This is a genomic window from Mesorhizobium sp. Mes31 (assembly GCF_024519675.1).
Classification (GTDB): Bacteria; Pseudomonadota; Alphaproteobacteria; order Rhizobiales; family Rhizobiaceae; genus Mesorhizobium.
The window spans coordinates 1-14054 of record NZ_JALJRL010000040.1 but is presented as its reverse complement, the minus strand read 5'-3'; the positions used below and the strand labels follow the sequence as shown (position 1 = coordinate 14054).

Genomic DNA, 14054 nt, shown 5'->3' with positions numbered 1-14054 from the left:
ACCCCACCCAGCTCGTTCAATCGGCGGCCATGGCCTCGGTGGCGCCACCCAAGCCGAGCTACCGGCCGCGCCTGCCGAAGAACGTCCTTGACCTGCTGTCGGACGCGCAGCTCGAGACCGTCATCTATGCCGGCGAGGCTCACGCCGAGTATCTCGCCGGCGCGGGGACGCTCGACGATACCTTTGACGTGGTTAGCGCCGCGGCCGATGACACCGCGGGTGCCGTGCGCTTCCGGCAAGGCTTCATGATCGGCGACGGTACGGGTGTAGGCAAGGGCCGCGAATCCGCCGCCGCAATCCTAGACAATTGGATGCAGGGCCGTCGTAAGGCGGTCTGGATCTCCAAGTCCGACAAGCTCATCGAGGATGCGCAGCGCGACTGGTCCGCGCTCGGCATGGAGCGCTTGCTGGTCACCCCGCTCTCCCGCTTCCCGCAGGGCAGGCCGGTCACGCTGGCGGAAGGCATCCTATTCACCACCTATGCCACGCTACGCTCCGACGATCGCGGCGAGAAGGTTTCGCGGGTCAAACAAATCGTCGAATGGTTGGGTCCGGATTTCGATGGGGTCATCATCTTCGACGAAGCCCACGCCATGCAGAATGCCGCCGGCGGCAAGAGCGAACGGGGCGATGCCGCTCCCTCCCAGCAGGGCCGTGCCGGCCTGCGGCTGCAGCACGCGCTGCCGAATGCCCGCATCGTCTATGTCTCGGCCACCGGCGCCACCACCGTTCACAATCTCGCCTATGCCCAGCGGCTCGGCCTCTGGGGCGGCGAGCTTTTTCCGTTCTCGACGCGGGCGGACTTCGTCGAGGCGATTGAGGCCGGCGGCGTCGCGGCTATGGAAGTGCTGGCGCGCGACCTCCGCGCGCTCGGCCTCTATACCGCTCGCTCGCTTTCCTTCAACGGCGTCGAATACGAGCTGATCGAGCATGAGCTGACGCCGGAACAGATCCGCATCTACGATGCCTATGCCGGCGCCTTCGGCATCATCCATAACAATCTCGATGCGGCGATGCAGGCGGCCAACATCACCGGCAGCACCGGCACGCTCAATGCCCAGGCCAAGTCGGCCGCGCTCAGCGCCTTTGAAAGCGCCAAGCAGCGCTTCTTCGGGCATTTGTTGACCAGCATGAAGACGCCGACCCTGATCCGCTCCATCACCCGCGATCTGGAGGAGGGCCATGCGACCGTTGTCCAGATCGTCTCGACGGGCGAGGCGCTCATGGAACGGCGGCTGGCCGAGCTGCCGACTGAGGAATGGAACGATGTTCGCATCGACATCACGCCGCGCGAATACATCCTCGACTATCTCGCCCATTCCTTCCCCGTGCAGCTCTATGAGCCCTTCACCGACTCCGAAGGCAATCTGTCGTCTCGGCCGGTCTACCGCGATGGCCAGCCCGTCCAGAGCCGCGAGGCGGTCGCTCGGCGCGACGAGCTGATCGCCAAACTCGCCAGCTTGACGCCTGTCCCCGGCGCGCTCGACCAGATCGTCCAGCATTTCGGGGTGGACATCGTGGCCGAGGTCACCGGTCGCTCGCGCCGCATTGTCCGCAAGGGCGAGCGCCTTGTCGTTGAAAACCGTGCCGGGTCAGCCAATCTTGCCGAGACGCAGGCCTTCATGGATGACCAGAAGCGCGTTCTGGTCTTTTCGGACGCGGGCGGAACGGGGAGGAGCTACCACGCCGAACTCTCAGCCCGGAACACGCGGCTGCGTGTGCATTATCTGCTCGAAGCCGGCTGGAAGGCCGACACCGCGATCCAGGGCCTGGGCCGCACGCATCGCACCAATCAGGCGCAGCCGCCACTCTTCCGGCCGATCTCGACCAATGTGAAGGCGGAAAAGCGCTTCCTCTCGACGATCGCCCGCCGTCTCGACACGTTGGGCGCGATCACCCGTGGCCAGCGCCAGACCGGTGGCCAGGGCCTGTTCCGGCCAGAGGATAATCTGGAAAGCCACTATGCCCGCGATGCGCTCCGGCAACTCTATCTGCTGATCGTACGCGGCAAGGTCGAGGGCTGCCCGCTCGAGCGTTTCGAAGCGGCGACGGGTCTCAAGCTGATGGATGCCAATGGCATCAAGGACGAGTTGCCGCCGATCACCACCTTCCTCAATCGCCTGCTCGCACTGACCATTGCGCTGCAGGGCGTGCTGTTCGGTGCCTTCGAGCAACTGCTGGCGGCGCGCATCGAGGGCGCAATCGCGTCAGGCACCTATGACACCGGGCTGGAGACGCTGCAGGCCGAAAACTTCGTCGTCACCGATCGGCAGGTGATCTACACCAATCCGCGCACCGGCGGCGAAACGCGGCTGCTGACGATCACCGAACGCAAGCGCAATCGGCCAATCACGCTCGATGCGGCGCTCCATCACCTTCGCGATTCGCGCGCCATGCTACTGATCAACGAGCAATCTGGCCGCGCCGCCGTGCAGATCCCGACCACCAGCATCATGCTCGACGATGGCGAGGTCGAGCGGCGGGTGCGCCTGGTCCGGCCGATGGAAGGCCAGAACATGCCGCTCAAGGCTATGGGCGAAACCCGCTGGGTCGAGGCCCACCGTGAAGCTTTCGCCGCAGCATGGACTGCGGAGGTCGCCGAGGTTCCCGAGTTCACCGATGCCGTGCTGCACATGGTGACGGGCCTGTTGTTGCCGATCTGGAAGCGTCTGCCAAACGAGTCAACCCGCGTTTATCGACTTCAGACCGACGAGGGCGAGCGCATCATTGGCCGCCGTGTCTCGCCGGCCTGGGCCGCCAACGCCACGGCGACAGGCGTCACATCGCTATCGCCCGAGCAGGCGCTCGCGGCGCTGATCGACGGGCGGACGATCCTCGATCTCGCCGAGGGTCTCCAGCTTCGCCGCAGCCGCGTCATGGGCGCGTGGCGCATCGAACTTTCGGGGTTCACCGACACGATGCGGGAGCGCCTCACCGCCTACGGTCTCTTCCACGAGATCATTTCGTGGAAGCTCAGGATGTTCATGCCGATCGACGCCAGCGGGCTCGCCGTGCTGGAGCGCGTGCTCGACCGCTTCCCAATCGATAGGGTCAGCGAGCGGGAGGCTGCATGATTCCGCGTCACGCTGCATCCGACCTCGCACACCGCCTCGGCGAACATGCCGAGGCGGTGTGCCGCCACTACCTCTCCAATGGCCGTCGCCAGGGCAGCTATTGGACCGTCGGCGACGTCCGCAATGCGCCGGGTCGCTCTATGTTCGTGCGTCTGCAGCCATCCCCGAAGGGACCGCCAGGCAAATGGACCGAATATGTTGCGTCGAGGGTTATGTTGCGCCCCCGCGATCGGGCGCTGTCCCGCGGACGATCGACGTCTTCGATGCAACATAATGTCAGCGCGCGGGAGGTGTCGTGATGCCCCGCGACGCTTCCGAGCTTGCGCGTCGTCTCGCCCGCGATGCCGAGGCGGTCTGCCGCCATTACCTGTCCAATGGGCGGCGCCGGGGCCGCTACTGGACGGTCGGCGACGTTCGCAACACGCCCGGCCGGTCGATGTTCGTGCGGCTCAGCGGGCCGGAATCCGGTCCCGGCGCCGTCGGGCATTGGACCGATGCCGCCTCGGCCGAATATGGCGATCTGCTCGACGTGATCCGCGAGAGTTGCGGTCTGTTCGACTTCCGCGATGTCGTCGAGGAGGCACGACGCTTTCTGAGCCTGCCGCGCGCCGAACCGCACGGCGCCCCAAAACCCGTTCGTACGCCCGTCCCCGCTGGGTCGCCGGAAGCGGCGCAGCGGCTCTTCGCCATGTCGCAGCCGATCCGCCGGACGCTCGTCGACACCTACCTGCGCAATCGTGGCATCAAGGCTGTTCACGATGCGGGAGCGCTGCGGTTCCATCCGTGCTGCTACTACCGGCCGGACGAGCATTCGCCGACCGAGACCTGGCCGGCGATGATCGCCGCCGTCACTGATCTCGACGGCCGCATCACCGGGGCGCATCGGACCTGGCTCGACCCCAGCGGCTTCGATGCCGTCCGGCTCGGCAAGGCTCCGATCGACACCCAAAGGAAGGCGATGGGTGGTCTCCTGGGCCATGCCGTTCGCTTTGGCGCTGCCGACGACGTCCTTGCGGTCGGCGAAGGCATCGAGACCATGCTGTCTCTGCGCTGTGCGCTGCCGGCCATGCCGATGGCGGCCGCGCTCTCGGCCAACCACCTTGCCGCCCTTCTGCTCCCGCCGGCGCTGCGTCGGCTCTACATCGCTCGCGACGCAGACGCCGCGGGCGACACGGCGCTCGCGGCATTGACCGAACGCGCCGAAGCGGCAGGCATTGAGGCGCTTGCCCTGTCTCCCCGGATGGGCGACTTCAACGAGGACCTGCGTGCATTCGGCCTCCGCGCGCTTCGGGCGGCACTGCGCATCCAGCTCGCACCGCAGGATGTCTTTGTTTCATGGGCCGGGGAGCAGTCAGAACGGAGGTAACAGATGTCGGTTCTGGACCATCCTGGCCGATCCGACGAGGGGGCATCAGAACTGCCCCGGTCTGGCGATGGGAACTGCCCTTGGGCAGCGGTGGCAATCGATGCGACGAGTCCAAATCGGATGTCCACGCAGACAAGGGATAGCTTCTAGGTGCCTCATGTCGCGTTGCCGTTGCCCGAAAGCAAACATCGCCAGCGAACAACGCTGGAGGTCTGGAGATCGCGGTTGCGCTCAAACAGCGTTGATCAGCCAGTCGGCAAACTGTCCGATTGCGCGTTTGCGGGGATGATTGGGCAGATGCGTTAGCCAGTAGCCGAGACCCGGAAGGGTCAAAGGATGGGCGCGGATAAGTTCGCCCCGGGCGAGCTCGGGACTGAGCATCACGTCGCTCATGATGCCGATGCCCTGACCAGCAAGCACGGCCTCGATGGCATGGGCCTCCTCGCGGAAACTCAGGGCGCAGTCATCTGGCGGAGTGACGTCGGACTCAGCCTCTCGCACCATGGCCCACCATCGACGCCAGGTCGGGGTCTCGGCATCCGAACGCATCCAGTCGTAGTGGATGCGCGGCAGGCCAGCTAGTTCGACGGCAGTGGCGGCTGGGCGGCCGCCTGGCAGGAGCGACGGCCGGCAAATAGGCGCGTATCCGTCACGGAACAGCTCTTGGGCCGAATGGCCCTGTGGCCGATTTCTCGCATAGCGGATCGCCACGTCCGCCTCCCCCTTGTCGAGGTCCAACACTCGGTCGGCGCCAATGATCTCCAGAGGCGCAGCCGGATAGAGTTCTCGCCACTTTGGTAGCCGAGGTACCAGCCAGCGGCCAGCGAAGGCGTTCGGGACTGTCACTCGCAGCGGTTGGCGGCGGGTGGCAGCTGACAGGTCCTCGAAAGCGGCGGTGAAGGAGTCGAAGCCGCGGTGTAAGACCGGGAACAGAGCTTCTCCAGCCGGGGTGAGGCCAAGCGGGCGGGGACGGCGGCGGAACAGCGGCTGGCCGCAGCTGCCTTCCAGGAGCTTGATCTGATGGCTGATCGCCGTCGGCGTGACGCCGAGTTCAGCCGCCGCCGCCCGGAAGCTCAGATGCCGGGCAGCGCTTTCGAAGGCGCGGAGCGCATTTAGAGGCGGCAATCGTGCCATAGCGCAAAGTAGATGAATCCAATTCACCCTTCACCTGATTTCTTCGATTTTGATGCCGGCACCGCAACGTGGAACTATCGGCCGCGAAAGCGGAGGGAAGTGGCGATGACCAAGGACTTCGACAGCGGCGGTATCGCACGGGTAGCGGGCCGGCTTAAGGGCGAGTTGGTGCTGCCGGGCGATGCGGCCTACGAGCAGTCGCGCCGCGTCTGGAACGGAGCGGTCGACAAACACCCCGCAGCCATCGCGTATTGCCTTTGCATTTCGGACGTTGTGGCGTCCCTATGCGAGGCACGGGAGGCGAACCTGCCGGTCTCGGTCCGTAGCGGCGGACACAATGTCGCTGGGAAGGCAGTCGTCGAGGGTGGCCTTGTGATCGACCTGTCGCGCATGAAGAACCGCGTGATCGACGAACGGCGCCGCACGATCCTGTCCGATGCGGGCCTAACCCTGGCTGAGTTCGACGGCGCAACGCAGACCTTAGGGCTGGCCACCACCATGGGGGTGAATGGGACCACCGGCATCGCCGGGCTGACGCTGGGCGGAGGTTTCGGCAAGCTGGGGCGGCGGTTCGGGTTGGCCTGTGACAACCTGATCGCAGCCGAGGTCGTCACCGCCGACGGGCAGGTACTGCGCGCTTCCGCCGGAGAGAATGCAGACCTCTTCTGGGGTCTCAGAGGCGGCGGCGGCAATTTTGGAATCGTTACCGCATTCGAGTACCAACTGCACCCGATCGGCACGGAGGTGGTGTCCGGTTCGATCGCCTTTCCATGGCTCCGCGCGCGAGAGGCGGTCCGATTGTTCTGGAACTTTGCCGTCACCGCGCCGGACGATTTGAACATAGACGGGGCACTCTTCACCTTGGACGGCGAGCGCATGTTCGGCATCTCGGTTTTCCATGCCGGACCCACGGAACGGGCGCGGCGGATGCTGGCGCCGCTTCTAAACGGCGCCGAGAAGCTGGGCGCGCAGCCGCGTCTGGCAAGGCTGCCCTACCGGCAGGTGCAGACAGGAGGCGACGCCACCTTTCCCAAGGGGCGGCGCTACTTCTGGAGGGCGCAGTTCATGCGCGACCTCCCGGACGAAGCGATCGACGTACTGCTAGACCATTACCCGCGAGCAGCCTCATCCGATGCCTTGATGGTGTTCCAGCAGGTTGGCGGCGCAATCGCTCGCGTGCCGGTCGGCGCGACAGCCTATGTCAACCGCGACGCCCAGTTCGACTGCTTCCCAGTCGCAATTTGGGACGATCCCGCAGAAGATGCTGCGCATGCCGCCTGGGTCCGCGACGTGTGTGCGGCACTTGCGCCATTTTCGACCGGAGGCGTCTATGTCAACAACCTCGGAGACGAGGGGCCGGCCCGAGTTCGCGCCGCCTATGGCGTGAACTGGACGCGGCTGTCAGAATTGAAGGCGGCCTACGATCCCGACAACGTATTCTCGGGGAACCAGAACATCCCGGCGGTGCGTTTGTAACGACCGTTCCATCTCGCCGCTGGTTGTTACCCTGCCCAACCCGGTATTCGCGGCGTCAGCGGGGCTGCGACATTGTCCCCACGCTGCTTAATTCCCCAACAGCGCGCAAAGGTCAGGCTTGGGGTCAGACCACTTCAATGCCCGCGCCGGTCTGAAGGTCACCACTTCTGACGACCCAAGCCTCGAACCTGCCATTCCGCTTTCGAAGGGCGCTGCAACATACCTCCTGACTCACAACGATTTCAGAAAGGCCATGAGGTCCTTGTCCTCCTTCCATGAGCGAGCGGGACGTGTCTGACCAACTTCACAAAGAGCTACGGCGTTCGCCTTCAGTGTGAGGTCTATTTCGGCATAGATGTTGGTGGTGCTGATCGAGACGTGGCCGAGCCAAGCGCGGATGGTGTTGATGTCCACGCCAGCGAGAACCAGGTGGCAGGCTGTCGTATGCCGGATCACATGCGGGGTTATCGTTCTGTCAGCCAATTCCGGCACCCCGGCCGCGCAACGCTCTATAAGGCGATAGACGCCGAAGCGAGTAAAAGGCGTTCCGAGCCTGCTGACAAATACCGGGCCATCGACCGAACGACCGAGAATCTCGTCTGCCAGAACTCGTTCGGTTTCCGGCCACAGTGGGCACTGGCGCGTCTTGCCGCCTTTTCCGTGCAGGCTGGCAAGATCATAACCGCCATTCCCGCCCCCGATTTGCAGATCGCGCACCTTCACTTGCGTAGCCTCGGAGACACGCGCCCCGGTGTTGTAGAGAAACAGCAGAAGGGCGTACTCCCTGCGGCCGCGCTTGGTATTGCGATCGGGTACGGCGAGCATGGCCTCCATTTCGGACCTGGTTAGCCATCCGACAGGTGTCGACATGGATTTCTTCGATGCGATGGCTCGGATGTGGCCGCACCATTCGACATGGGCCGGATCCCGGCTGTCGATGAAGCGGGCAAATGCCCGGATGGCGGCAAGCCTCTGATTGCGGGTCCGGGCAGAGCATCCGCGATCTTCCTCGAGATGTGTAAGGAACTGCAGCACAAGCCGGGAGCTGAGATCGTGCACAGCCAGCCGATCCACGGGCTTGCGCAGCTTGCGGCTGACGAAGGGCAGAAGAAGGCTGAAGGTGTCCCGGTAGCTCTTGCGGGTATTCCGGGCGAGATTGCGTTCAGTGACGATATATTCGCACAGGAAGCGTCGAAGCCAGGGGCCAAGGGTTACGAGTTCAGGCATGCTGGCCCCATTCCGCATAGCGAGCAAACCGCAGCGACGCCTGCTGCAAGAGCTCCGGGGTCATCGACAGATAGACCTTTGTTCCCTCCAGATCGGAATGGCCAAGATAGGTGGAGAGTACGGGTATCAATCGTTGCACGTCCGCTCCCCGGCGATACCAGGCAGTCAGGCTGTGAACCGCGAAGCTGTGCCGGAGATCGTGCATGCGCGGGACCTGTCGCCCGCTTGCCGTACGATGGACCTCAGCGATACGCCGCAACGCGCCGAATGCTGCCTGAACAGTGCTGCTGGCGAGTCGTGTGCCGTCCCGATTCGCTAGAAGGAAGGAAGTCTCGCCTTGGGCAAGCTCGCCGTGCCGCCGTAGCAGCAGTAGTTAGTCAGCACCGTTGCAAGTTGCGGTCCGATCGGAACCAGACGGCTCTTGTAGAACTTCGTGGCGCATATGGTCAGGATGTGTTCCGCCAGATCCACGTCCGCGAATGTAAGACCTGTCGCTTCACTAAAGCGCAATCCGGCTCCGTAAAGCAGAAGAAGCAGAGTCCGGAATGTCACTGCGTCGAACTGAACCGCACCGCGCCGGACGCTCTCCAGGGTTGCCGGGTCAAGGAGCCGCCGCAGCTCTTCGTGCGAGTAGATGTAAGGTGGTTTTCGGGGCGGCGATTTCGGTTCGCTGTTCGGCAACGGCGAGCAAGTCGCATGGCCACGGCTGATAGCATGGCGCCAGAAGCCTGCAAGCACGTAATACTTGTTCTCGCGATGGCGAGCCAGTGGCCCTTTGCCTGCCAGAAAGGCCAGAATCTTGGTCGTGGTCACCACGTCGCAGGTGTCATCTCCGTCCGCATATTTGAGGAAGTGACGTAGGAGGTTCGCCCCGGTCCTGAACTTGGCGCCGTGGGCCTGTCGCCAGAGGATGTATTGCTCGATAGCCTCGCGCAACGTCATGCCAGGCCCTCCAGATCGAGAGCCGCCACCTCGCGAAGTGCCGCGAGATTGACCTTTGCGTAGATCGCGGTGGAGGATGGGTCGCGGTGCCCGAGAAAGTCCCCGATCACCTTCATCGACATGCCCTGATCCAGAAGATGCTGGGCTGCCGCATGCCGCAAGACATGCGTACCTCTTCGGCCGGAGACGATGCCAATGCCGGCCAGCCGATCACGAACCATCTTGCCCAAAGCTGTTCTGCCAAGCGGTCGGATCGGCGCGTGAACTGCGAAGAAGAGGCTGCGCCCGAAGCCAGATGGCCGTGCCTCCCGTATGTAGCCCAGGATGGCATGTCCGACCTCATGCGACAGCGGCCAGAGATGGGTCCGACCGGGCTTCGGGCAGCGGACGCGGAGCATCTCGTTCTCCCAGTCCAGATCGTCCAGTTGCAGGCCGCGGACTTCCCCAGCCCGCAGGCCATAGGCGATGAGAAGCGTCAGGATCGCCCTGTCGCGCTTGTCGACCGCTCGATCCCCCACGACAGAAGCCAGCAGGCGCAGAACATCCTCGCGCCCGAGTCCTTTCGGTACTGTCTCATCGGCCATAAAGCGGGGCGCGATGATCCCCGCAGCCAGCCCGGCGCGGCACCAGCCGCGCGTTTCGGCAAACAGGAAGAACGCCCTCAGACGCTGAGCGTAGTCGTGTATTGATCGGCGCTTCCAGACCCCTCGCTTACGTTCTGCCGCAATGACATCGTCGATGTCGGTCATCTGGATGGCGTTCAAGGCAACACCCTTTCCAGCCGACCAGAAGAAGAAGTGGTCGGCGGCGGCGCAGTAGGCTTGCACGGTCGCGTTGGAGAGGCCGCGCTCCTGGCGCAGCCATCTCTCAAAGATCACGATCTCTGCATGATGTGGGTGATGCTTATGCTCGGGCTCGTCGAGCCACCCCAAGAATCGCAGCCATTGGATTCCGCGACTGGCAAAGCGAGTTCTCGCCTTGGGCGAATCTCCCCGTGCATATCTGTGGCCTTTTGGCAGCGCTCAGATTGCTGCTGCGGCTTCTATTTGGGGAATGCTGACCCGGACGCCCTCTCGCAAATCCAGTAATCGGACCAGACTGAGTTGATCGTTCGCATTTTTGCGTAAGGTTGTTCGGCAAGCGCCGAGTTCATTCAGGTGTCGAAGGTACTGCGCGCGCGGTTCAGACAGCGGTGCTGCTCGATATCTCTCTGCAGTTCGAGGGAAGAAGATTGCTTCAAACATCCTTGTGCCTCCATGTTGATGGAGGCAACAAGCTTTCGCACCGAGCACCGTGATAAAAGCCCTGCTGCGTAGAGGGGCGCTCAATCATCTGTAATTAAAGCAGCCATCCTGTGGCGCGAGCTGGATGCGCAATGTCCGCCGGAGCGCGCGGATGCCGAATGCACGCAGGTCCTCGTTGAAGTCGCCCATCCGCGGAGATAGAGCAAGCGCCTCAATGCCCGCTGCTTCAGCACGTTCGGTCAATGCCGCGAACGCCGTGTCGCCCGCGGCGTCGGCGTCGCGGGCGATGTAGAGCCGACGCAGCGTCGACGGGAGCAGAAGGGCGGCAAGGTGGTTGGCCGAGAGCGCGGCAGCCATCGGCATGGCAGGCAGCGCACAGCGCAGCGACAGCATCGTCTCGATGCCTTCGCCGACCGCTAGGACGTCGACGGCCGCGCCAAAGCGGACGGCATGGCCGAGGAGACCGCCCATGGCGCGGCGCGGCGTGTCGACCGGTGCCTTGCCGGAACCGTTGCGGGCCAGCCAGGTACGATGCGCGCCGGTGATCCTCCCTTCGAGATCGGTGACGGCAGCGACCATCGCCGGCCATGTCTCGGTCGGGCCGTCGCCCTCAGGTCGATAGTAGCAGCGCGGATGGAATCGCAGGCTGCCCGCGTCGCGCAAGTTCCTGACGCCGCGGTTGCGTAGGTAGGCCTCGACGAGCGTCCGGCGGATCGGCTGCGACATGGCGAAGAGCCGTAGCGCCGCTTCGGGCGATCCGGCGGGAACAGGTGTGCGAACGGGCTTTGGGGCACCGTGCGGTTCGGCGCGCGGCAGGCTCAGAAAGCGCCGCGCCTCCTCGGCGACGTCGTGGAAATCGACGAGACCGCAGCTCTCGCGGATAACGTCGAGGAGATCGCCATATTCGGCTGAGGCGGCATCGGTCCAATGCCCGGCGGCGCCGGGACCGGATTCCGGCCCGCTGAGCCGGACAAACATCGATCGGCCGGGCGTGTTGCGCACATCGCCCACCGTCCAGTAGCAGCCTTGGCGTCGACCATTGGACAGGTAGTGCCGGCAGACCGCCTCTGCGTGGCATGCCAGGCGGCGAGACAGTTCGGAAGCGTCGCGGGCATCACGACACCTCCCGCGCGCTGACATTATGTTGCGTAGAAGCTGCCGATTCCCTGCGGGACAGCGCCAAGTCGCGAGCACGCAACATAATCTTCGGCGCAACATATTCGGCCTTATGTTCAGTTCAACATAAGACCGACGCCGCTACCGGCGAGCATGGCGACCTGCTCGATGTCATCCGCGAATCCCTCGGACTGGTCAACTTCCGGGACGTCGCCGACGAGGCGCGCGTGTTTCTCGCTATGCCAGATGCCATGCCACCCCGACCGGCCGAGCCGATCACGCAGGTCCCCATTGGATCTCCGGAAGCAGCTAGCCGACTGGTCGCCATGTCGAAGCCCATTATCGGCACCCTCGTGGAAACGTATTTGCGTGGACGTAGCATTACGACTTTGTACGGCACCGGATCGCTGCGGTTCCATCCGCGCTGCTACTACCGGCCCGACGATCATGGACCGACCGAGACCTGGCCGGCGATGATTGCCGCCGTTACCGATCTGGATGGACATCTGACCGGCGCGCACCGCACCTGGCTCGCACTGGACGGCGCCGGCAAGGCACTCGTCGACACGCCGCGTAGGGCAATGGGTGACCTTCTCGGTAACGCCGTCCGCTTCGGCCTACCCGGCAGCGTCATGGCGGCAGGCGAAGGCATCGAGACGACGCTATCGCTCAGATGCGCCTTGCCCGACATGGCGATGGCTGCGGCACTCTCGGCAGCCCATCTTGCCGCCATCCTGTTCCCTCCGAACCTGCGGCGGCTCTATGTCATTCGCGACAACGATCCGGCCGGTGACGGTGCCCGAGACAGCCTGCTCGAGCGCGCGACGGACGCCGGAATCGAGGCAATCGTGCTGTCGCCGGAGACGGAGGACTTCAACGAAGACCTCCGCCATTTCGGACTTGCCGCCTTCCGGGCCTCGATTGCGGACCAGCTCACGCGCAAAGATCGCATCCGCTATCTGACAAAGGCGGCATGAGCCGTGAGGGGGAGCGCGCGGCGCACCGTGCCGGCTGCGCCGCATGGATGCGTGGCCCGCCGGCAGAGAACCGCGACCCGGCCTTCGAGAGGGCGATCGGGCCCACGAACTGGCCGGCCAGGCAATGGCGGCGGCCGACCATTTTCCGGCGGCGCGCGACTACGCGCGAATGGCAGCGATTGGTCGCGACGCCTTTCCATCGCGAGGCAAAATAGCCGGCCGCCGCCATCCTCCGCTGCGCTTCGGCCCTCCGCTTCGCTGCGGGTGTCGGACCGTCCCGCCCGTGGGCTCTCGTCGCCATGAAGGCCGCGAGGGTCGCGGTCAAACCGACGGGAGCATCCCCATGAGCGAGCACGGCGACACCGAACCGCACCACGCCGCTTCTCCGACCGATCACCTCCTCACCGAACTCCAGCTCTATGGCTGGCGCCCATTTGCGGACGAGCCCGATCCGCGACCGCTCCCCGGTGGCGACCACGTGGCCGGAGCCGTGGTCGACATCTTTGACGCCCTCATCGCCACCCTGATCGACACGCGCCTCGAACCCGACCTCGATGACCTCCTCTGGTCCGTCACCAATGTCTTCCACCGAGCTGTACAACGGATCGAGCGGCAACTGGACGACAACGAGCAGGCCCAGCGCCGCCTGCAGCGCGAACAGGACGGCAGCGAGATCAAGGCGGTTGAACTCGAGACACTCACCGCCCAGGGCCAGACCATGATCGAACGGCGCGACGCCTTCGAGTTCATGCGTGACCAGGCCGCCGACCACTACGAGCAGCACATCGGTTCGGCCTGGCGACCGCGCACGGGGTCGATGGTCAACCACCACCATCTCACCGCCGCAATGATCGATAGCCGCGACTTCCTCGCCGCCAAGCGGCGCGCGGAAACCGAGGTCATGGTGCCCGCCGGCTCCAAGATCGCATTCTCCGGCGGCGATACCGCTGATCACACGCTGATCTGGGCAAAGCTCGACCAAATCCGCGCCAAGCACCCCGACATGGTGCTGATGCACGGCGGATCACCGAAAGGCGCCGAAAAGATCGCCGCCCGCTGGGCCGATCATCGCAAGGTGCCGCAGGTCGCCTTCAAGCCCGACTGGACCAAACATGCCAAGGCCGCTCCCTTTAAGCGCAACGACCAGATGTTGGCGGTCATGCCGATCGGCGTCATCATCTTTCCGGGCACCGGCATTCAGGAGAACCTCGCGGATAAGGCCCGCAAGCTCGGCATCCCGGTCTATCGGCTCGGAAACGGTGGCGCGTAAGCGCCGTCGGAGCCTACGCCCTCCTATAAATAGCCGGGAGGCACGGCATTCTTCAAGCCATGTCGCTCGTATCCTTTCCCGGAAGCTTCACGCCGGACATCGCGCTTGCCGACACCTTCTTGCGCAATGCCGCCGCCCACCTCGATGGCGCTGACCGGGCGGCGGATCTAGGGAGGCACAATGCGGCCCTTCACGCCATCGCCATCGCCATTGAATTGCTCCTGAAGT

General features: G+C 64.4%; 11 protein-coding genes. 5 read left to right on the top strand and 6 right to left on the bottom strand.

What is annotated here, in order from left to right; genetic code table 11:
- Together NR193_RS32810 and NR193_RS32800 are read left to right on the top strand one after the other, a co-directional pair.
- Positions 1-3074: strawberry notch family protein (locus tag NR193_RS32810; protein WP_256754803.1), on the top strand; the 3074-nt coding region annotated here is incomplete at its 5' end.
- Positions 3075-3372: 298 nt separating this feature from the next.
- Complete coding sequence (locus NR193_RS32800) at positions 3373-4440, top strand: toprim domain-containing protein (RefSeq protein ID WP_256754802.1); 1068 nt, start codon at positions 3373-3375, stop codon at positions 4438-4440.
- Between the two features lie 231 nt (positions 4441-4671).
- Here NR193_RS32800 and NR193_RS32795 read toward each other — a convergent pair whose 3' ends face one another.
- A complete protein-coding gene (locus NR193_RS32795; protein WP_256754801.1) occupies positions 4672-5574 on the bottom strand; it encodes a LysR substrate-binding domain-containing protein in 903 nt (300 codons plus the stop codon).
- Between the two features lie 105 nt (positions 5575-5679).
- Here NR193_RS32795 and NR193_RS32790 point away from each other — a divergent pair, with 105 nt between their 5' ends.
- Positions 5680-7050, top strand: coding sequence for an FAD-binding oxidoreductase (locus NR193_RS32790; RefSeq protein WP_256754800.1), 1371 nt, complete (start codon positions 5680-5682; stop codon positions 7048-7050).
- Between the two features lie 231 nt (positions 7051-7281).
- On the opposite strand, the gene NR193_RS32785 is transcribed toward NR193_RS32790, so the two are convergent.
- The 5 genes from NR193_RS32785 to NR193_RS32765 all read right to left on the bottom strand — a co-directional run bounded on the left by NR193_RS32785 (position 7282) and on the right by NR193_RS32765 (position 11603).
- A complete protein-coding gene (locus tag NR193_RS32785; protein ID WP_256754799.1) occupies positions 7282-8277 on the bottom strand; it encodes a tyrosine-type recombinase/integrase in 996 nt (331 codons plus the stop codon).
- Positions 8270-8644: a tyrosine-type recombinase/integrase gene (locus NR193_RS32780; RefSeq protein ID WP_256754804.1), complete on the bottom strand. Its 375-nt coding sequence runs from the start codon at positions 8642-8644 to the stop codon at positions 8270-8272. Before NR193_RS32780 ends, NR193_RS32785 begins: the two co-directional genes overlap by 8 nt.
- A complete protein-coding gene (locus NR193_RS32775) occupies positions 8593-9219 on the bottom strand; it encodes a site-specific integrase (RefSeq protein WP_256754798.1) in 627 nt (208 codons plus the stop codon). Before NR193_RS32775 ends, NR193_RS32780 begins: the two co-directional genes overlap by 52 nt.
- Positions 9216-10151 (bottom strand): tyrosine-type recombinase/integrase, encoded by a 936-nt coding sequence (locus tag NR193_RS32770; protein ID WP_256754797.1) that lies wholly within the window; start codon positions 10149-10151, stop codon positions 9216-9218. The genes NR193_RS32775 and NR193_RS32770 overlap by 4 nt, the downstream gene beginning before the upstream one ends.
- Before the next feature lie 396 nt (positions 10152-10547).
- Positions 10548-11603 (bottom strand): toprim domain-containing protein, encoded by a 1056-nt coding sequence (locus tag NR193_RS32765; protein ID WP_256754796.1) that lies wholly within the window; start codon positions 11601-11603, stop codon positions 10548-10550.
- On the opposite strand from NR193_RS32765, the gene NR193_RS32760 reads away from it, so the two are divergent.
- Both NR193_RS32760 and NR193_RS32755 read left to right on the top strand, forming a co-directional pair.
- Complete coding sequence (locus NR193_RS32760; RefSeq protein WP_256754795.1) at positions 11540-12556, top strand: toprim domain-containing protein; 1017 nt, start codon at positions 11540-11542, stop codon at positions 12554-12556. The genes NR193_RS32765 and NR193_RS32760 overlap by 64 nt on opposite strands.
- Positions 12557-12899: 343 nt before the next feature.
- Positions 12900-13826: a DUF2493 domain-containing protein gene (locus NR193_RS32755; protein WP_256754794.1), complete on the top strand. Its 927-nt coding sequence runs from the start codon at positions 12900-12902 to the stop codon at positions 13824-13826.
- The last annotated feature ends 228 nt before the right edge of the window (positions 13827-14054 follow it).

Excerpts from the sequence above, each read along its gene's own strand:
- NR193_RS32800 (WP_256754802.1), top strand. The coding sequence starts at position 3,373 with ATGCCCCGCGACGCTTCCGAGCTTGCGCGTCGTCTCGCCCGCGATGCC.
- NR193_RS32795 (WP_256754801.1), bottom strand. The coding sequence starts at position 5,574 with ATGGCACGATTGCCGCCTCTAAATGCGCTCCGCGCCTTCGAAAGCGCT.
- NR193_RS32790 (WP_256754800.1), top strand. The coding sequence starts at position 5,680 with ATGACCAAGGACTTCGACAGCGGCGGTATCGCACGGGTAGCGGGCCGG.
- NR193_RS32785 (WP_256754799.1), bottom strand. The coding sequence starts at position 8,277 with ATGCCTGAACTCGTAACCCTTGGCCCCTGGCTTCGACGCTTCCTGTGC.
- NR193_RS32775 (WP_256754798.1), bottom strand. The coding sequence starts at position 9,219 with ATGACGTTGCGCGAGGCTATCGAGCAATACATCCTCTGGCGACAGGCC.
- NR193_RS32760 (WP_256754795.1), top strand. The coding sequence starts at position 11,540 with ATGCCAGGCGGCGAGACAGTTCGGAAGCGTCGCGGGCATCACGACACC.
- NR193_RS32765 (WP_256754796.1), bottom strand. The coding sequence starts at position 11,603 with ATGTCAGCGCGCGGGAGGTGTCGTGATGCCCGCGACGCTTCCGAACTG.
- NR193_RS32755 (WP_256754794.1), top strand. The coding sequence starts at position 12,900 with ATGAGCGAGCACGGCGACACCGAACCGCACCACGCCGCTTCTCCGACC.